General features: G+C 34.1%; 22 protein-coding genes. 5 read left to right on the top strand and 17 right to left on the bottom strand.

The window, feature by feature from the left end:
• Window positions 1-100 precede the first annotated feature (100 nt).
• From FUA22_RS16580 to FUA22_RS16500, 17 genes are all read right to left on the bottom strand, one after another.
• Window positions 101-931: an ABC transporter ATP-binding protein gene (locus FUA22_RS16580; RefSeq protein ID WP_147769707.1), complete on the bottom strand. Its 831-nt coding sequence runs from the start codon at window positions 929-931 to the stop codon at window positions 101-103.
• 9 nt (window positions 932-940) lie between these two features.
• Window positions 941-1789, bottom strand: coding sequence for an ABC transporter ATP-binding protein (locus FUA22_RS16575; protein ID WP_147769706.1), 849 nt, complete (start codon window positions 1787-1789; stop codon window positions 941-943).
• A 78-nt stretch (window positions 1790-1867) separates the two neighbouring features.
• Entirely contained in the window at window positions 1868-2974 is a 1107-nt protein-coding gene (locus tag FUA22_RS16570) for an ABC transporter permease (protein WP_147769705.1), read from the bottom strand.
• Window positions 2975-3004: 30 nt separating this feature from the next.
• The gene (locus FUA22_RS16565; RefSeq protein WP_147769704.1) at window positions 3005-4399 is read right to left on the bottom strand and encodes a CmpA/NrtA family ABC transporter substrate-binding protein; all 1395 of its coding nucleotides are present in this window, start codon (window positions 4397-4399) and stop codon (window positions 3005-3007) included.
• A 228-nt stretch (window positions 4400-4627) separates the two neighbouring features.
• On the bottom strand, window positions 4628-5050 hold the full coding sequence (locus FUA22_RS16560; protein ID WP_147769703.1) for a globin family protein: 423 nt from the start codon (window positions 5048-5050) through the stop codon (window positions 4628-4630).
• A 147-nt stretch (window positions 5051-5197) separates the two neighbouring features.
• A complete protein-coding gene (locus FUA22_RS16555; RefSeq protein WP_147769702.1) occupies window positions 5198-5911 on the bottom strand; it encodes a cytochrome c3 family protein in 714 nt (237 codons plus the stop codon).
• 16 nt (window positions 5912-5927) lie between these two features.
• The gene (locus tag FUA22_RS16550) at window positions 5928-6956 is read right to left on the bottom strand and encodes a ferredoxin--NADP reductase (RefSeq protein WP_147769701.1); all 1029 of its coding nucleotides are present in this window, start codon (window positions 6954-6956) and stop codon (window positions 5928-5930) included.
• A 3-nt stretch (window positions 6957-6959) separates the two neighbouring features.
• Complete coding sequence (locus FUA22_RS16545; RefSeq protein ID WP_147769700.1) at window positions 6960-7442, bottom strand: hypothetical protein; 483 nt, start codon at window positions 7440-7442, stop codon at window positions 6960-6962.
• A gap of 89 nt (window positions 7443-7531) precedes the next feature.
• On the bottom strand, window positions 7532-8353 hold the full coding sequence (locus tag FUA22_RS16540; RefSeq protein WP_147769699.1) for a c-type heme family protein: 822 nt from the start codon (window positions 8351-8353) through the stop codon (window positions 7532-7534).
• Between the two features lie 23 nt (window positions 8354-8376).
• The gene (locus tag FUA22_RS16535) at window positions 8377-8790 is read right to left on the bottom strand and encodes a globin family protein (protein WP_147769698.1); all 414 of its coding nucleotides are present in this window, start codon (window positions 8788-8790) and stop codon (window positions 8377-8379) included.
• A gap of 215 nt (window positions 8791-9005) precedes the next feature.
• Entirely contained in the window at window positions 9006-9755 is a 750-nt protein-coding gene (locus FUA22_RS16530; RefSeq protein WP_147769697.1) for a Crp/Fnr family transcriptional regulator, read from the bottom strand.
• Window positions 9756-9900: 145 nt separating this feature from the next.
• Window positions 9901-11118 (bottom strand): sulfate reduction electron transfer complex DsrMKJOP subunit DsrP, encoded by a 1218-nt coding sequence (gene dsrP / locus FUA22_RS16525; protein ID WP_147769696.1) that lies wholly within the window; start codon window positions 11116-11118, stop codon window positions 9901-9903.
• Between the two features lie 15 nt (window positions 11119-11133).
• Window positions 11134-12264, bottom strand: coding sequence for a 4Fe-4S dicluster domain-containing protein (locus tag FUA22_RS16520; protein ID WP_147769695.1), 1131 nt, complete (start codon window positions 12262-12264; stop codon window positions 11134-11136).
• Window positions 12265-12298: 34 nt separating this feature from the next.
• The gene (locus tag FUA22_RS16515; RefSeq protein WP_147769694.1) at window positions 12299-12907 is read right to left on the bottom strand and encodes a cytochrome c3 family protein; all 609 of its coding nucleotides are present in this window, start codon (window positions 12905-12907) and stop codon (window positions 12299-12301) included.
• A 7-nt stretch (window positions 12908-12914) separates the two neighbouring features.
• Window positions 12915-13613, bottom strand: coding sequence for a multiheme c-type cytochrome (locus tag FUA22_RS16510; RefSeq protein WP_147769693.1), 699 nt, complete (start codon window positions 13611-13613; stop codon window positions 12915-12917).
• A 3-nt stretch (window positions 13614-13616) separates the two neighbouring features.
• Window positions 13617-15959 carry a molybdopterin-dependent oxidoreductase gene (locus tag FUA22_RS16505; protein WP_147769692.1) on the bottom strand — a complete coding sequence of 781 codons (2343 nt, stop codon included), beginning with the start codon at window positions 15957-15959 and terminating at the stop codon, window positions 13617-13619.
• A gap of 1 nt (window position 15960) precedes the next feature.
• Window positions 15961-16200 carry a hypothetical protein gene (locus tag FUA22_RS16500; RefSeq protein ID WP_147769691.1) on the bottom strand — a complete coding sequence of 80 codons (240 nt, stop codon included), beginning with the start codon at window positions 16198-16200 and terminating at the stop codon, window positions 15961-15963.
• A gap of 126 nt (window positions 16201-16326) precedes the next feature.
• Here FUA22_RS16500 and FUA22_RS16495 point away from each other — a divergent pair, with 126 nt between their 5' ends.
• From FUA22_RS16495 to FUA22_RS16475, 5 genes are read left to right on the top strand one after another with little or no spacing between them, the layout of a single operon-like run.
• A complete protein-coding gene (locus FUA22_RS16495; RefSeq protein WP_147769690.1) occupies window positions 16327-17505 on the top strand; it encodes a molybdopterin molybdotransferase MoeA in 1179 nt (392 codons plus the stop codon).
• A gap of 10 nt (window positions 17506-17515) precedes the next feature.
• A complete protein-coding gene (locus FUA22_RS16490; protein WP_147769689.1) occupies window positions 17516-17854 on the top strand; it encodes a winged helix-turn-helix domain-containing protein in 339 nt (112 codons plus the stop codon).
• Window positions 17855-18595 (top strand): sulfite exporter TauE/SafE family protein, encoded by a 741-nt coding sequence (locus FUA22_RS16485; protein ID WP_147769688.1) that lies wholly within the window; start codon window positions 17855-17857, stop codon window positions 18593-18595.
• A 1-nt stretch (window position 18596) separates the two neighbouring features.
• Window positions 18597-19181 carry a molybdenum cofactor guanylyltransferase gene (gene mobA / locus FUA22_RS16480; protein WP_147769687.1) on the top strand — a complete coding sequence of 195 codons (585 nt, stop codon included), beginning with the start codon at window positions 18597-18599 and terminating at the stop codon, window positions 19179-19181.
• The gene (locus FUA22_RS16475; RefSeq protein ID WP_147769686.1) at window positions 19165-19398 is read left to right on the top strand and encodes a MoaD/ThiS family protein; all 234 of its coding nucleotides are present in this window, start codon (window positions 19165-19167) and stop codon (window positions 19396-19398) included. Before mobA ends, FUA22_RS16475 begins: the two co-directional genes overlap by 17 nt.
• The last annotated feature ends 1 nt before the right edge of the window (window position 19399 follow it).

Genomic DNA, 19399 nt, shown 5'->3' with positions numbered 1-19399 from the left:
TTATTAGTTATGGTAACATGTTCGTGGCAAATATAAAAAGACCTGAAAGTCTCTTTTATGACAAAACTCATGTTTCAAACTGCTTTTTTTCTTTAAAAATTTAATGTTCTAAAAAATCTATAAGGTGTTTTCTGTACTTGTAATAATCATCATGTTCTAATACCGTTTTACGCGTTCTAGGTCTTTCAAAGTCAATATTTAAAACATCACCAATTTTAGCTCTAGGACCACTAGTCATCATTACTACTCTGTCTGCCAAAAAGATAGCTTCATCAACATCGTGAGTAATCATAACGGCTGTTATTTTTTCTTTGTTCCATATATCAATTAATGTATCCTGTAGCTCCCCTCTAGTCAATGAATCTAACATCCCAAATGGTTCATCTAATAGTAATACCTTTGGTTTTATAGCAAAAGCCCTGGCAATACCAACACGTTGTTGCATTCCTTGAGATAAATCAGAGGCTCTTTTATTAAACGCATCTTCTAACCCTACTTTTTGCAAATAGTATTTAGCAATATCATTACGCTGCGCTTTAGTAGCATCGGGAAAAACTTGATTAACTCCTAATAAAACATTTTGAAGTGAAGTCATCCAAGGCATTAAGCTTGGTGCTTGAAAAATAACACCTCTATCTGGACCTGGACCTTTAATATGCCTTCCTAATACCGAAATATTTCCTCCAGAAATTGGATTCAATCCTGCTATCATTGAAAGCATAGTAGTCTTGCCACAACCTGAGTGCCCTATAATGGTAACAAACTCTTCTTTTCTAATCTGAAGATTTAGATCTTCTAAAACTACATAATCACCTTTTGGTGTTGGATAAACTTTCTTTAGCTGCTTTAAATCTAACATCACCTCATTTGAAGGGAAAAGACCATTTTCTACAAAACCTTTAGTTTTCTTTTCTGCTGTAATTGTACTCATATGATGCTATTATTTAAATTGATAAACAAAATCTTTTGGTGCTATATCCGGAAGAACAAACTCTTCTTTAGCCTCAGACTTTCGGTCATTCCCTATATCCATTAAATACTCTATAATGGCGTTACGAGTTTGCTTATAATTCTCGTTATCATTCATCTCGGTTTTATCTCGAGGTCTTTCAATATCTATTTTAAACTCTGGACCTAAGGTTGCATTTGGTCCTGGTTTCAAAGGAATAATTCTATCGGCCATATAAATGCCTTCATCAACATCATTGGTTATTAATAATGCAGTGCGCTTATCTTTCCCCCAAATGTTTAAGATTTCATCTTGAAGATTTCCACGCGTTAAAGCATCTAATGCCCCCAATGGTTCATCCATTATAATCATCTCTGGTTTCATGGCTAAAGCTCTTGCAACTGCAACCCGTTGACGCATTCCTCCAGACAATTCCTTTGGCCGTTTGTTTATGGCGTGTGTTAAACTTACCATGTCAACATATTCCTTTACAAGCTCATTTAATTCTTTCTTGCTTTTCTTAGGAAAGGCTTCCTTTACTGCCATATACACATTCTGTCCAACTGTTAACCATGGTAATAGTGAGTAATTCTGAAAGATAACTCCACGTTCATGACTGGTTCCTGAGACAGGATTTCCTTTAAAAAGAACTTCGCCACTTGTAGGTTCTAACAGGCCATTTATTAAATTTACTAAGGTTGTTTTTCCACTTCCTGTAAACCCTACAATGGCTACAAACTCACCTTCTTCTATAGAAAGGTTGATATTTGAAAGTACTTCAGTAGCATATTCACCTTGACCATAAGTCTTATGTATATTATTTAATTCTAAGTATGCCATTTTTTCTGTGTTTAATAGTTCTTTTGTTGATCTGCTTATTCGAATTCACGATTAAACATTTATACAAATCCACATTATTTATATCGCGTCTGTTTTATCAAATGACACCCAGTTTTGTATGGTTAACATTAATCGGTCTAATAGGAATCCTATAATACCAATCACAAACATGGCAACAATAATTTTTGCGTTAGAATCATTCGCTCCATTTTGAAATTCTTCCCAAACAAATAATCCTAATCCAGGGCTTTGGGCTAATAATTCAATTGCAATTAAAACCATCCACGCTACAGATAAAGTAATTTTCAACCCAGTAAATATTAATGGTAATGACGATGGTAATACCACTTTAAATATTTTTTGGAAAGGCCCCAGCTTTAATACTTTGGCCACATTTATATAATCTTTATCCACAGATGAGACTCCCATGGCTGTATTTACTAATGTTGCCCACATGGAACAAAGTCCAACACTGATAAACGAAATGGTAAACGAACTATCCTCGTTAGAATCAATTAATAATGTTTTAACTATCATGAACACGAGCAAGTACCAAACTACAGGTGATACTGGCTTAAAAATTTGTATAAACCAGTTAAATGAACTTTTTAAAGTTGCACTCAATCCGATTAATATTCCTAATGGAACAGCAATTAATAAGGCTAATAGAAAACCGGCAAATACAGTTTTTAAACTTCTGAAAATTTGATCTACAAATGAAGGTCTACCGGTATAAGTAATTGCTGCCTTACCTTCTGCAATTCGCTTTTCATTTAAAGAAGCCGTTTTTTCTGCAAATGCAGCTTTATCAGCATTTATAATCTGATGATCTTTTAACAGGGATTTATACGAATCCCAAACCTGAACTGGAGATGGCAGCGTATTTGGCTGACAACTGATGTCTCCCGAAGCAATACATTCACGCATTGCTTCGGCAGCTTCAGGACCCTGATCTTTTAGTGCTTTTTCAATTTTAAATTCGGCCTCTGTGTTGTACAAAGACATTGAGCCCATGTGCCACAGACCAAGAAATAATAGAATGGAAGCAATTGGTACGACTACTTTTCGTAGGAAGCTTGTCAAATCTTCCTTTTCTAACTTCCCGGTAAATAAATCCTTTAAGGTGCTTAAAAAACCTAATCCTATAAATTTGGTTACTCTTCCTAATGTTATACTTTGCTTCATGACTTTCAAACTATTTATTCAGTGATTTTTTTATTGTACAGCCTTGTCTTTATTACCTATTGAAAAACTGTTAATATATCCAATTGGATCTTTGGCATCGTAGGTAGTTCCATCTATAAAATCAGCAGTTACAGGCTTATACCCGTCTGTTGTTGGAATATCAGAAGCAGGAATATTACCTTCCTCAACTAAAAGTTTTGCTGCTTTTGTCCAAATATCAGGACGGTAAATATCTTTTATAGTTTCTCCGTACCAATCTTCTGGTTTTGCTTCTGGAATTTGACCCCATCTTCTCATTTGAGTTAAGAACCAAATACCATCTGAATAGAACGGATAAGTAGCGTTGTACTTGTAGAATACGTTAAAGTCTGGCATTTCTCTTTTATCACCTTTCTCAAACTCAAATGTACCTGTCATAGAGTTTGCTAATACAGCTTCATCGGCACCAACATACTGAGACATAGATAATATTTTAACCGCCTCTGCTCTATTTCCTGGTTCATCTAACCATTTACCAGCTCTAATTAAAGCTTTTGTAACTGCTACTGCGGTATTTGGATTTTCTTCTACAAATTTCTTTGTCATTACAAATACTTTCTCTGGATTGTTCTTCCAGATATCGTAGTTAGTTGTAACCGGCACACCAATACCTTTAAATACAGCTTGTTGATTCCATGGCTCACCTACACAGTATCCATAAATAGTTCCTGCTTCAAGAGTTGCTGGCATTTGTGGTGGAGGTGTTACAGATAACAAAACCTCAGCATCAATTTGTCCTTGAACGTTTTCAGCTGTGTACATTCCAGGGTGTATTCCTGCCGCCGCTAACCAATATCTAATTTCGTAGTTATGTGTAGATACAGGGAACACCATACCCATTTTAAAGGCTTTACCATTACTTTTATAATCATCAATTACAGGCTTTAAAGCATCTGCCTTAATAGGGTGAACTGGCTTACCATCAGCTCCTTTTGGTACATTTGGTTTCATTTTAGACCAAACATCATTAGAAACTGTAATACCATTACCATTTAAATCCATTGAAAATGGTGTTACTAACTCTGCTTGACGTCCAAAACCAGCTCCCGCTGCAATTGGCTGACCCGCTAACATATGAGAACCATCTAACTGACCATCAATAACACGGTCTAATACGTTTTTCCAGTTTGATTGTGCTTCAACAGAAACAAATAATCCTTCATCTTCAAAGAATCCTTTTTCTTTAGCGATAGCTAAAGGTGCCATATCTGTTAATTTGATAAACCCAAAAGTTAATTGAGGTTTTTCAATATCTAATGTTTTTGTATTTGAAGTTTCAGTTGAAACGTTTTCTGCTAGAGTTTCATCTTTCTTCTTATTACCACAAGAAAATAGTAAAACCGCCATTGGCAGAATTAAGATTGATTTTTTGATTAGTGCTTTCATATTTACTGTTTTTATTGTTTCTAAGTATTATTACTTAATTTCAAGGCAAATATATAAGTAGCCTAACTTCCATTTCATGATGAACCCCATAGCCGAAACACTTTTTACGCCACAAAAAAACCTGCCTTTTGGCAGGTTTAAAACTTAACTATTTGATTATATGTTATTTGATAAATTTTATCATATAAGTACTTAAAGTTTTAAGCATACTTATAATTACGTATTTACTTAATTTTTTTGATATGCGGCATTCATCATTACATTAGACATTGTGAAATAAACATCTACCCAAGCATTTTTCACTTCGTATGTAAAATCATTCCCTAAACCTTCTTCCAATGTAGCCAACAGAGCTTCACCAACTATTTGATATTGAAAATGCTCTACTTTATATTCCAAATGGCGTCTCCCAAGATCTTCTAAAACCGGAATAAGAGTTTCAAAATTTGTTAATCCAGAAATAGCGACACCTAACATTGAAATAAGTTTCCTTGACTGCAATTGCATATCCGCTTGGTTTTTTGGAAATAAATGCCTTGAGGAAGGATCTAATTGAAATAATTTATGATAGAACATTTCAGCAACAGTATCTGATATTGGTCTTACCTTATTAAATGATTCTTGCACTAGGTAGATTGTTTTGCCATCCATATAGTAATAATATTTAAATTTATACTCCCTTATATCATAAGGACTAACACAACAAATCTAATTACTACAGAGAAGATTACATATAGTATATCGCAGTATAAAAACTGATTTTACACCATACTAACAAGATATAATATTTATACAGAACTAGTTTTTATCTATTTCTTTTAGCCATTCCTCTTGAGATAGAGCAATATACTTTTTGTCTGTACCGTATGGATCGTCTTCACCGTTAAAATATTTTTGAACGTCTAGCAGTGGTATAGTATCTTTTATTTTGGTAGGAACTTCGTAACGATGATTCCCATGAAAATCATGACACTGAATACAGGTGTTCCATTCCTCTTTAGCAATTAAGTCTTTATGAGAAATATCGATAGGGTCTTTTTCAACTACCAAATCCTGATGGCAATTCATACAGTAATTCGCAGTTTTCAGTGAAACACGTTCTTTATCATTATGTTCAGAGTGACAGGTGATACAAGTTGTAGCATCAATTACCTTTACAGCTTGCTTAAATCTAGGCTCAGAAAATCTATATGTTGGATGCCTGTCATTTGCCCTATCATGACATTCCAAGCAATTATCTACAGTTACGTTTTGTGTTCCAAAATCTACGCCTTGACTTCTTGCCCCGAATGCATGAGATATATTTGATTGTACCTGTTGCATTAAGTTACCTTTAGCATCATTATGACAGGTTACACAGGATAGATCTTGATGCCCCTTATTCATAGGGCCTATTGATATATATTCCTCTGTAGCGTCTAACGTAAATAAATAAAAGAGGGTACTTCCAATTAATAAACCTATAATTCCTCCAATAACCTGTCTTTTTCGTAAAGGGCTTACTTTAAACATAAAACTATCACTTTATTTATATTTCTATTACAACTTTTTCACTTAAAGGGTATGTAATACAGGTGAGTATGCTTCCACTTGCTACATCGTCATCGGTTAAAAGGTGTCCGTCAATCATTTTTACTTCACCTTCAATACATTTTGCTTTACAACTAGAACACATTCCTGATCTACAAGAATATGGTATTACTATATTATCAGACATTGCCTGATTCAAAATGGATTTATCTCCCCTCACTTTTATTAAATGTTCTTCTCCGTTGTACTTTAAAGTAACATCACTCAATAAGTCTTTACCTGATACTTTCACCTGAGGAGCTTTAAAAACCTCCAGCTTTATTTTATCTCTAGAAATCCCATTGTCTTTTAAAATATCCTTTATCTTTTCCATATACCCAAAAGGACCGCATATCATATATGCGTGATTCTCATAGGTCAAATCATGTTTTAAAAATATTTTATCAATGAGCTCATGAGTTGCCAAACCAACATGGTAATTATTATTAGGTCCATTATAAAAAGAAACAATGTGTTCTGTAGCAAACTTGTCTGGATATTCATTTTCTAAAGATTTAATCCCTTCATGGAAAATGATAGACTCCATATTTTGGTTGGCATAAACCAGAAGTACTTTAGAATCTTTTTCTTCCGTTAAAACAGACTTTATTATAGAAAACATTGGTGTTATCCCACTTCCTCCCGCAAACAAAATATATTGTTTTTTGGACTTATTATTGGGACTAATACAAAAAGTTCCTGCTGGATCATCAACTTCTAATTTATCTCCTACTTTTATGTTATCATGAACATAATTGGAAACTAGTCCTTTTTCAACACGCTTTATTGTAATCTTTAAATCTTTATCAGTGTACGGGTTACTACTAAAGGAATAAGCACGTTTCTGAATCTTTCCATTAATAGAAACATGGATAGTCAAAAATTGACCTGGTCTATATTTAAGTTTCTTAAAAATATTTCCATTTTTAAAACAAAGACTTACAGCATCACTGGTTTCCTTGATAATATCTTTTACTACTAACTTCATTTGTTATTTATAATAAAACACCATAACAATATGGAATACCATAAGTATGGTAATGATTAATGAAAGTGCTACGTGACTAATCATCCAACCCTTAAAAAAAGTTTCATTGTTACTTTTTATAACATCTAGATTGAAATACCCTAATATGGTATTTGAAAAGAATATATAAGACAGCAATAGCAAATAGCCATAACCCAAACTAACGCTATGAAAATAAAACACTAATGGACTTAGTGCCCCCAACCACTTATGAACATTCTGCATAGGCATAGCATATTTTCTTAGCTTTTTACTTGTTCTAACAACGGATAGCAGCCATTGAAAGACTATTAAAAGCGCTACCAATAAACCGGACCATCTTTTATACATTTGGTCTTGTTGAAATTCTTCTAGCCCACTCCACTCTATTTTAAAAAAGAATTGAACAAAGTATGCCACAAAAAGAAACAAGCCTAAATATGTAGATTTATTATTGCTTAATATCATATATATGCTGAAAATTAATTGAAGTTATAATCTGAATCTCAAAACCATAATTAGCAATGAGTTAGACTGTATTAAAACTTAAAAATTAACTATTTTGAAGCCACTAATTGCTTCATAGTTTCATAGGAAGCTAACTTTCTAACACTATCTAAGAAAACTTCAGGAGTTGGCAAATAATTACCCTCTGCAGGCCATTTTTTTCCAATTTCTGGCTTCTCACTGTCTTTAAAAGCATCTATTTCATCTAAGTATTCCATATAAATTTCAACTGTTCCTTTGGCATAAGAATTTAAAACTGCAATTGTCTCTTTATAAGATAAAGAATCTTTAGGATATTGCCAGGTAGTAGCACCCATAACATCACCTAATTTCCAATCTGATTTTGCAGTTTGCGGATGATCATTATGACAAGAAACACAAGCACCTGCACTGGCCAAATCAGCAAACATTGCCGTATGTAATTTTTGGTCTTCATCATAAAAGAATTGTGGTTTTTCATCCTTCTTTATCTCATTAAAAAGTTCGGCTTGTTTACCTTCAAATTTATTAGCTGCATTTACAGGAAAATCAGATCCTAAATATAAACCTAAAGGAACAGGGCTTTTTCTAATACTTGTAGCCACACCACGTAAAAACAGGGCTGGTAAAGGGCCTGCCTCAACATCATCTTTTCTCCAATCTTCATCAAATTTCATCCCTTGTGCTTTTCCTTTACCAACTATGGCTTTTGTATAAAGAGTTCTTGTAACATCATTCTCTTTAGCAACCATTTCTAGTACTTCTTCAACCGAAAATGCTTTTTCTTCACCTGCTATCTTAGCCCCTTCCTCCGGAACTCCTCCACAAGCTGTTAACATGATTCCAAAAATTGTTAGTGTTATAAATTGTATTTTAATTTTAGTAGTTTCCATTTTTCTTTCTTTTATTATAATTATTAATAGGCTGCTTCAATCATTACATCTGCCATTGTACCATAAACAGAACCCCAAGCCTCTTTAATTTCTGGAGTAAAATCATCACCTAAACCTGCCTCTAACGTACCTAACAAAGCGGTCCCAACCGTTTCATAATGAATAGGCTCTACTTTATAATCTACATGACGTTTACCTAAATTTTGCAAAATTGGAACTAAGGCTTCCAAATTGCTTAATCCTGCTACCGCAGCCGCCAGCATAGACATTAATTTGTTACCTTGTTCTTTCATAGCACCTTCAGCGTTAGGAAATAGAGGCTTCAATTGTGGGTCTAATTCAAAAAGCTTAGAGTAAAATATTTCTGCAGCAGCCGGAGCTATAGGCTTAACTTTTTCAAAAGATTCTTGTACAAGGGTAATTGTTTTTTGTTCCATAATTTATATTCTTTTTTTACATCCATAATACTTAGAAAAACTCATAAGTATTAATACTTAATTTATGAAACAAAACTAAATGGACTAAATTGAATTAAATATGGATATCTGCAGAAGAAAACATCTTTTTACATCTGTATTGTACCAAAAATAAAACAGCCTAAAAGCTGTTTTAACACCATGTTTTGAACATGAGAAAATATAAATTTTGAATATTAGCTGTCTAGGAAGAAGTTATGTTCGCTTATTTCTTTTCTAAGAAGATCTATGTTATTAATTCCAATCTTCTTACCACTAGCTCCAATTAATCCTTCTTTTTTTAAGGCAGAAAAAACTCTTATAACTTGTTCTTCAGAAGTTCCTGCATAATCGGCGTATTCTTTTCGGCTTAAAGGAAGGTTTAGAAATCCATTTACTTCACCAAACTTTCGGTTTATATATAAAATGGTATCTACTACCCGCTCCCTTACCGTCATTTGAGAAATAGACTTTACTTTGTTTTCACTTCTATTAAGCTCATTAGCATAAAATAGCATCATAGCATAGGTGAAATCAGGATTATTCATTAACACCTCCTGAAGAAACTCTTTAGAGAAATAATGTAATTCAGCATCCTGTAAAGCAATGGCACCAATAGAATAATACTCTTGTGTACCAAAGCCTCTATGACCTACAATTTCACAGGCTCGAGCAAAACGCACAATTTGTTCGCGACCGTTTATTCCAGTTCTAAAGACCTTAACGGTACCACTTTTAATAAAGAAAAGACCATTAACTGGTGCTCCTTCAATAATAAATTGCTGTCCCTTCCTGCATTTTAAAACTGTATTACTTTGAGGCACATCCGGATTGAAAAGTATTTCGGAGAAATTATGAATTAAACAACTGGTTCTCTTACAAATATTACATTCACCATTAGTGGAAGGGGCAAGTTTGGACTTTAGAAAGGAAGCAGTTGTAAGCATATTACATAATATTAAATTCAAATATACGTAATAATACTTAGTTTTTTCTATGCGAGCATATTTTTAGGAGGCTGATAAAAATGCCCATTCTTTTTTTTGATACTAAAAAAATAGGCCTATGAAAATTATCAAATATGCAACAGGCTTATTTTTTATATCGAAGTTTTCCTATTTCAATTCCAATAGCTGTTTTGGCTAAAATGGTAAATACAAATGCTCCTAATGCCCAAATTCCTAAGGTTACACCAATTTCAATTCCCGTAGGTGTGTATTCAGCTATTTTACCATAAGGACCAGGAATAAATCCAGGTACTATTAATCCGAATCCTTTTTCTATCCAAATGGCTATAAATAGAATAAAACATGCAAAGAATAACACTTTAAAGTTGTTCCTGAGCTTATGGAACGTAAGTATTACAGTTGCCAATACATTTAAAGAAATAGCTGTCCAAATCCAAGGTAGTAAGGCATTCTTACCATCTAATCCAAAGAAAAGATAATATGCACTTTCACTATGGTGGGTTGGTGCATAAAACTCTTTAAATAGCTCAGAAATAAGCATAATCAAATTAATTTGTGCAGCAACCGTAACTACCATTGCTATTTTCTTTATTGTCTTATCTTCTATTTTAAATGTGGTATAACTCCTTATAATTGCCAATACCAAAATTATCAAAGCAGGTCCTGCTGCAAAGGCAGATGCTAAGAAACGTGGTCCTAATAAAGCATTATTCCAAAATGGTCTTGCTTGTAAACCTTGGTACAAAAATGCTGTAACTAAATGAATAGCTACTGCCCAAAATACAGATATAAATGCACCGGGTACATAAACACTTTTCTTAGATTTTTTGCCTTGATAATGTCTAAACAATATATAAAAAGGTATGGTAATATTTAAAAACAGGTAACCATTCAAAACCAGTACATCCCATGTTAACATGGAATTAGGAAAGTTAAACACACCAATTCCAGGAATCATATGCCATAAAACCGATGGCCCTCCCATATCTGCAATTACAAAGGCTAAACACATAATTAATGCTGCTACTGCAACTCCTTCTCCAATTAATACCGCTTGTTTAAAGTCTATATCTTTTAATACATACGTTGGCATTACTAGCATTACTGCAGCCGCAGCTACTCCTACTAAAAATGTAAAATTCGATATATATAAACCCCAACTAACCTTATCTGTCATTCCGGTTACACTCAATCCTTGATCTAACTGAATGGAATAACAATACATACCCACTAACATAATAAAGGTAAGTGCAGCCATCCATAAATGGTACTTTCTTGAACCGTGCGTTATAGTATCTAAACTATCTCTAATTAAACTTTTTAAAACTTTAAATCGTCTCATGTAATTGATTCATTATTAATCCATAAAATACCAGAACTTCGGTTCCGTTCCTAGGTCTTCTTTTAATCTAAATACCTTTTTGTTCTCTAACACCCATCTAATAGTACTTTTTGGATCTAATAAATTTCCAAAAATACGAGCACCAGTAGGACAAGCTTCAACACATGCCGGATTCTTTCCTGCCCTAGAACGTTGTACACAGAACGTACATTTTTCCATAACCCCTTTCTTACGTAAGCGATTACCTAAATAATGTTGATTATGATTAACCTCAGCCTCTGGCACTTCTGGTTTACTCCAGTTAAAACGTCTACCATCATAAGGGCAAGCAGCCATACAATATCTACAGCCAACGCACCAATCATAATCTACCACAACTAAACCATCAGCTTCTCTCCAAGTGGCTTGAACAGGACATACTTCTACACAAGGAGGATTATCACAATGAAAACACTGTGTTCCCATGTAAAAATGCCCTTCAGCAGGCACTTCATGATAGTAATTATCATCAGCTTCATTAAAATTAAAACCTTTACCGTCCTTCATTTCATGAATTCTGATATACTGCATCTGAGAATCTCTGTCTTGGTTATTTTCCTCTACACAAGCATTCACACAATCCATATACCCTTGACATTTAGATATATTAAAAGCGTAACCAAACAGTACATCATCCTCTGCATTTTTAGAAGACATGCTTATATTTTTCCCTGTTCTCAATTCATAAGAACGCATCAATCTATCAACCGTAGCTTGTTTTTCTTCATCGGTCATCAATTTATAGTTTCCTTTAAATTGTTCTTCCCAATCTATTTGTGCTTTTTCTTTGCTTTCATCTCCACTAATCATACTACATGATGTACTTACTGCTCCTGCTCCTATTAACAAGCTAGCTGTTAATTTTTTGAAAGCCGAACGTCTATCCATTTTCACATCAAAAACTTGTTCAAAACCATCTTTGACTCTTTCTTCTCCTATAGATGCATTAATTGCAGCCTCAGCAAAGGCTTCATCAGTCATTTCGGTAGTTTCTGATGCATGAGAACCACAACCTCCTGAAGTTTTTCCGCAACCACAAGATCCTGATGACTCTTTATCCTTTCTTCCAAGATTTAAAGAAAACCATTTTTTGTTATTATTACTCATACCTTAAATATTGTAAAACCTTAATATCGTTTTATTAATCTCTTTCTTTAACTGTTTGCGTATTGTAACGTACTGGCCATCTCGTCTCAAAATGAGGCTTATGTGGGTTATGGCAATTAACACAAGTTAATGAAGCCCTTGGAGGAGCCCAACCACCAATACGTTTTCCATGTGCTCCACCTTTCCAATCTTCAAATTGCTTGGTATGACACTGGTTACATAAATTATAACTGTTATTAAAATCAATATCATTACCTGTTAAACTTTTCAAATTATCCATGTTATCTGGATTATGACAAGTCACACAATTCATTGTGTTTTCATTAGCATGATTTAACTTAATATCCCAATGCGCTTTCTTAACATCTTTACTTTGCATTTTAGCCAAAGGTTGCGTATGACATTCTGTACAGGCATATGATTTTATTTGCCCTTTTCTGTCTGGAATTAAAAACGTGTGCCCATCTTCAGAAATTTCTATAGTCTTAATGTCTTCTAGATATTGTTCTGATGAAATAGAAGTACCATGATAATTTTCACTTTCAGCTTCTATCTTTTCAATAACGCCATGATATTCACCTTCTCCATGCTTACATGAATAAAACACGATTAAGAACACAAAGCCACAAACTATTTTTCTCATTATATATTTATTGCACGTCATTATTAGCTCTTTTAAAAGTTCCTATATCGGTCATTTCTTTATTATTAAGAACATGACACTGCCTGCAGTTTACCCGCTCTGGATGCGATACCCTTATTTCTTTTGGAGCACTTGGTCCTGCATGACAAGCTAAACAGTTTTCATGTAATTGAATTTGATGCGGTATTACGGGTGGACTGCTCAATAAAGCCTTATTGATTCCAGCTTTTGGCGCATTTACCGCGGCATAAACACCAGGTTTAAACAAAGACTGTGTGTTTTGTTCTACATGACATTGCTTGCAGTTTACCAATTCAGGATGAGGACTTACAGGTGCATATGCATTGAATTTTTGCACAAACCCACCATTTTCATGACATTTTAAACAAGCTTTGCCTCCCATGTTTTGAGCTTCATTCACAACATGAGGTATACTTGGAGGCGCTCCATGATACGCCCTATTATCATAGTATGAATTTAATGATCGCTCATGATTTGCATCAACAGGCATATTACCATAATCTAATGCAAATTTTGATCTTTTAAACACCCCTGATTCCGAAGGAATAACAGAGATACTTTCGCTGCTATATTCTAAAGGAATATAGGCTTCTTCCAGTCCTGTTTGATAACTAAAATTCCAAATTGTAATAAACGCAATAAAAAGAATTACAAATAGAGATATAATACCTAGCCTTTTTTTCATAATCTATGCTTTTTCCACTTTAACAGCGCACTTTTTATAATCTGGCTCTTTAGAAATTGGACAAAATGCATCTAATGTTACATCATTAATTAGCATATTTTCATCAAAGAACGGTACAAACACCTGACCTTTAGTAGGCAAACCTCTTTCATTTATTGATGCTGGTAACACACATGAACCTCTTCTTGAACTTACTTTTATATTTACTCCATTTCTTATTCCCAATGCTTTAGCATCCTCTGGATGGAACTCCACATAAGCATGAGGCATTGCTTTGTGTAAAACAGGAATTCTACGTGTCATAGATCCGGTATGCCAGTGTTCAATAACACGCCCCGTATTTAACCAAAATGGATATTCATTATCTGGTGATTCTGCTGCTGGTTCATAAGGACGCTGCCAAATTACCGCCTTCCCGTCTGGTTTTCCGTAAAAGTCAAAATCTGTATCTTCTTTACACGCAGGATCATATTTCGAATTAAATCGCCATTGCGTAGATTTCCCATCAACATAAGGCCAAATAGCTCCAGATTCTTTTTTCAGTACTTCTAAAGGTGCCATTCCATGTTTTTTACCTTCATGAAACTGACGGTACTCATTATATATCTCTTCTACGTGATTGTCTTCTGAATATGGAAATAAATCGCCATAGCCCATTCGTTTTGCCACTTCAATAGTCATCCACGCATCTGGTGTTGTTTCTCCCGGTCCTTCAACCATTTTGTCCCAGTGTTGTGTTCTTCGTTCTGAATTTCCATACAAACCTGATTTTTCAATATGCCATGATGCTGGTAAAATAACATCAGCTACATCTGAAGTTGGTGTAGGAAACACATCAGAAACAACTACAAAACAAGATTCCTTTTCCATTCCAGGACGAAATCTACTTGTTTTTGGTAATGACACTAATGGATTAACAACCTGTGTCCAAATAAATTTAATATCGCCTCTATCAACAGCTCTAAACATTTCTGTAGCATGGTATGTTGGTTTTGATGGAATTCTTTCTACAGGAACTTTCCAAATTTTTGCGGCTAATTCCCTATGTGCAGGATTCATAACCACCCCTTTAGGTAGCTTATGAGTAAATGTACCTACTTCACGAGCCGTTCCACAAGCTGAAGGTTGACCCGTTAATGAAAATGGTCCGTTTCCGGGTTGTGAAATTTTACCTGTTAATAAATGAATGTTATACATTAAATTATTCATCCAAGTCCCTCTTGTGTGTTGGTTCATTCCCATACACCAATAAGAAACTACCTTTTTATTTGGATCTCCATAAATATTTGCCAAGTACTTAATGTCCTTTACAGACACTCGTGAATATTTAGCCACTTTCTCTGGAGTATAATCTTCTAAAAACTTTTTAAATGATTCAAAATCAATTTTCTCAGGTTTATCCGTGAAACTAAACTTATCCTCAGTACCATATCCTATATTGGTTAATCCCTTACTAAAATTACAGTGCTTTTCAACAAATGAATTATTTACCCAACCATTGTTTATAATTTCATAACAAATAGCATTTGCTACCGCTAAATCTGTTTGAGGTTCAAATAAAATTGATTTGTCTGATGCTGTACTAGAACGTGTTGTTCTTGTTGCGAAATCAATTATTTTAGCTCCTCTTCTATTCTTTTGCTCCAACATTCTAGAGAATAAAACAGGATGCATTTCAGCCATATTATTTCCCCATGTAATAAAATAATCGGCATAGTCAATGTCTTCATAACAACCCATTGGTTCATCAGCTCCAAATGTTGTTAAAAAACCTGCAACTGCGCTTGCCATACATAAACGAGCATTACAGTCTAAGTTATTTGTACCAATAGCACCTTTCATTAATTTAGAAGCCACATAACCTTCAGGAATAGTAGACTGTCCCGAAGTATACATTGCAACAGAATCTTTACCATGCTCTTCTATGGTAGATTTCATTTTGCTTGCCACTAAATCTAAGGCTTCATTTATTGGCGTTTTTACATATTTTCCATTCTTTTTAACCAAAGCGTGTGTTAATCTATCACTAGATTGTATACACATAGTTTGATGATAGCCTTTAACACAAAGCAGCCCTTTGTTTACAGAACTATTAGGGTCTCCTTTTACGGCAACGGCCTTACCATTTTCCACGCCTACTAAAATTCCACAGCCAACCCCGCAAAAACGACAAGGTCCTTTTTTCCAATCTAAATTACCTCCTTTAGGTAGATTTTTTTCTTGCTCTTCCGCAAACATTATTCCCGGGAACATTGTTGCAGCAGCAGTCATAGCAGCCGCTGTAGCCATTTTTTTTAAAAAACTTCGTCTGCTGTTAAGAACACTATTAGATAGAGTAGTTTGCATATTAATTATTTTTAGGTGCGTCAAATCCTGAAACCATTGCAAGTAATTTTAAACTCTCAATAGCTTCTAATTTTTCTTTTAATTGTTCGTCTTCTATTTTATCGTTGGTATCTGTTACTATAATGAGTAAATCTTTGTTTTCTGCAGGAATAACATCGCAATTAGAGAGTTGCGATATGGCTTGAATAAGCACTTCCTTTTTCCCATCATGAGGATGAGCTAAATAACTTTTAATCGGCATTTTAGTGTTTTCTTTTCTTATTTCGGATGTAAATATCCTGTTTAATCGCAGGAAAAAAACTGACTTTTGTCATGTTTCCATAAAAATTAGAATCGCTATATTTGCACGGATATAACGATAATGAAAATGATTTCTATTGAAGATGCTATTTCAGCTGTAAAAAACAATACTTCACCTCTGTTTGAAAAGACTACAAAGGTTGTTGAAAAAGCGAATGGCTATATATTATCTGAAGATGTATTATCACCAATAAACATGCCTCCTTTCAGGCAATCGGCGATGGATGGGTATGCATTATATTTACATGATGATTTAGCCTATAATTTAATTGATGAAGTAAAAGCAGGGGATGAACATCAGCCCGTTTTACAACTAGGAGAAGCCGTTAGAATATTTACCGGAGCTGCTGTTCCTAATACTGCAAATGCAGTCATGATGCAAGAAAAAGTTAAAGTAAATGGAAGCTATATTGAAATTGAACATCAGTTAAACTTAGAACATAATATCCGCCCATTAGGAGAACAAGTGAAAGCAGGTGCTATTGCCTTAAAAAAAGGCACAAAATTAACACCAGCAGGAATTGGCTATTTAACGTCTTTAGGAATTACCGAAGTTTCTGTTTTTAGAAAACCTAACATAGCTATTGTTACCACCGGAAATGAATTAATTGAACCCGGGCAACCGTTAACTCACGGCAAAATTTATGAGAGTAATTCTAAAATGCTCCAAAGTGTTTTGTATAGCCTAAAATATTATGATGTCTCTCTTCATAAAGTTGAAGATGATTATAGTAAGACGATTGATTTACTTAAGTCTGTGGTTAGTAAGAATGATTTGGTTTTAATAACCGGAGGCATATCGGTTGGAGATTACGATTATGTTGGAAAAGCCTTAATTGAAATAGAGGTTGAACAAGTATTTTATAAAGTGAAGCAAAAACCTGGAAAACCTTTGTTCTTTGGAAAAAAAGGAAACACTTCCATTTTTGCATTACCTGGAAATCCTGCTGCTGCCCTATCTTGTTTTTATGCTTATGTCTACATCGCTTTGCAAAAAATGATGAATAGAGAGCCTTTGGAATTACAAAGAGTTCAAGCTTTATCTACTTCAAAATTCATAAAGAGAGGTGATAGACCGCAATTTTTAAAAGCCATATTTAACAATGGTAAAGTGGAACTCTTAGAAGGTCAGAACTCCTCTATGTTGCAAACTTTTGCATTATCAAATGCATTGGTTTTTGTTCCAGCAGAAGTATCCGAAGTCAGATTAGGCGATGAATTAGAAACCATTTTATTACCGGTTTAAATTAAAAATTATGAGTTATAAGATTAAAAGTAGAATCTGGATTGAGTCTGAAAACAATGTATTACTTGGTGAAGGGCGTGTGCACTTGTTAAAAGCAATTCAGGATACAGGTTCTTTATCTAAAGCTGCCAAGTCACTTAATATATCTTATAAAAAGGCGTGGCAGCTGTTGGATTCTGTTAACAAATCAGCAAAAAAACCTGTTACCATTAATAGTATTGGCGGTAAAGGTGGCGGTGGTGCACAACTTACGGAATATGGAGCATCCTTAATCAAGGCTTTTGACGAAATTAACATGAATTGTTGGGCATTTCTAGATGACCAACTTCAAAAACTTGAGCGTTTATAAATGTTGGAGATAGAGAACATATATATCTTTTTACTAATACTTCCTATAGTCTCATTCCTTTATTCTAGTGTGGGGCACGGAGGCGCCAGTGGTTATTTAGCTTTAATGGCTATATTTTCATTTGCTCCAGAAACTATGAAACCCACTGCCCTACTACTAAATTTGTTTGTGGCCGGAATTTCGTTTTATTATTATTATAAAGAAGGGTACTTCAACAAAAAATTATTTATCTCATTTGCTATAGCCTCGATTCCATTAGCTTTTCTAGGTGGAACTATAGAAGTAGACGCTTCTATTTATAAAAAAATACTAGCCATATTATTGATATTTGCAATCCTTAAAATGTTGAATGTTTTTGGAAAAGAAAGTGATAGTATAAAACAGATTAAGATTTGGCAAGGATTAATAGTTGGTGGTGTTATAGGATTTTTTTCGGGGCTAATTGGTATTGGTGGTGGTATCATTTTAAGTCCGGTTATTTTGTTATTGCATTGGGGAAGAATGAAAGAAGCTGCTGCAGTTTCCGCCTTATTTATTTGGGTGAATTCAGCCTCTGGTCTAATTGGTCAATTAAGTAGTGGCGTTAAATTAGAAATGGCCTCTTTTGTATTAGTAGCCATTGCTCTTATTGGTGGTGTGTTAGGTGCATACTACGGAAGTAAAAAAATAAACAATAAAAATTTAAGATACATATTAGCATTCGTGCTTATTATAGCATGTGCAAAATTAATGTTCACTTAAAATGATAAAAAATAAAAACATAACGGGTATTATTCTAGCTGGAGGTAAAAGCTCTAGAATGGGGGCCGATAAAGGTTTTATAAAACTTAACAATAAAAGCTTTGTCGAGTACAGCATTAAGGCTCTTAAACCTTTAGTGAATGATATTATCATTGTATCTGATAACCCTGATTATGATGCTTTTGGATATAAAAGAATTTTGGATGAAATTAAAGATGCTGGCCCTGTAGCGGGTATATACTCTGGGTTAAATGCGTCTAAAACTGAAAACAACTTAATATTGAGTTGTGATATTCCGCTGATAAAAACGGGAGTTCTGGAAAAATTAATTGAAAGTATTGACGATGATTCAGAAGTCATCCAAATTGAAAGTAATGGTAAATCCATGCCATTAATTGCGCTTTATAAAAAACAAAGCGCTCAGGTATTTATTGATGCATTGCAAAATGATGAACGTAGATTGAGGAGGGTTTTAAATTCTTTGAAAACGAAAAATGTGGCATTGAATGACGAAGAACAAAATACAACTATGAATGTAAACACAAAGGAAGAACTAAAAACTATTGAAGATGCATATAAGGATTAAATATCTTGGACAAATAGTTGAAGTTACTGGTAAAGAAGAAGAAACTTTAGAAGTAGCTGGAGGACAAGTTTCAGATTTATTGGATGTTCTTAATAGTAAATATAACCAATTAAAAAACAAAGATTTTCAAATAGCACAAAATCAGGAATTGGTTTCTCTGGAAACGGAATTAACCGGTTTTGAAATTGCATTATTACCGCCATTTGCCGGAGGATAAA

The sequence above is a fragment of the Seonamhaeicola maritimus genome (assembly GCF_008056315.1).
In the GTDB taxonomy this organism is placed as follows: Bacteria; Bacteroidota; Bacteroidia; order Flavobacteriales; family Flavobacteriaceae; genus Seonamhaeicola; species Seonamhaeicola maritimus.
The sequence above is the reverse complement of the archived record's forward strand: the minus strand, read 5'-3'. Positions and strand labels throughout refer to the sequence as shown.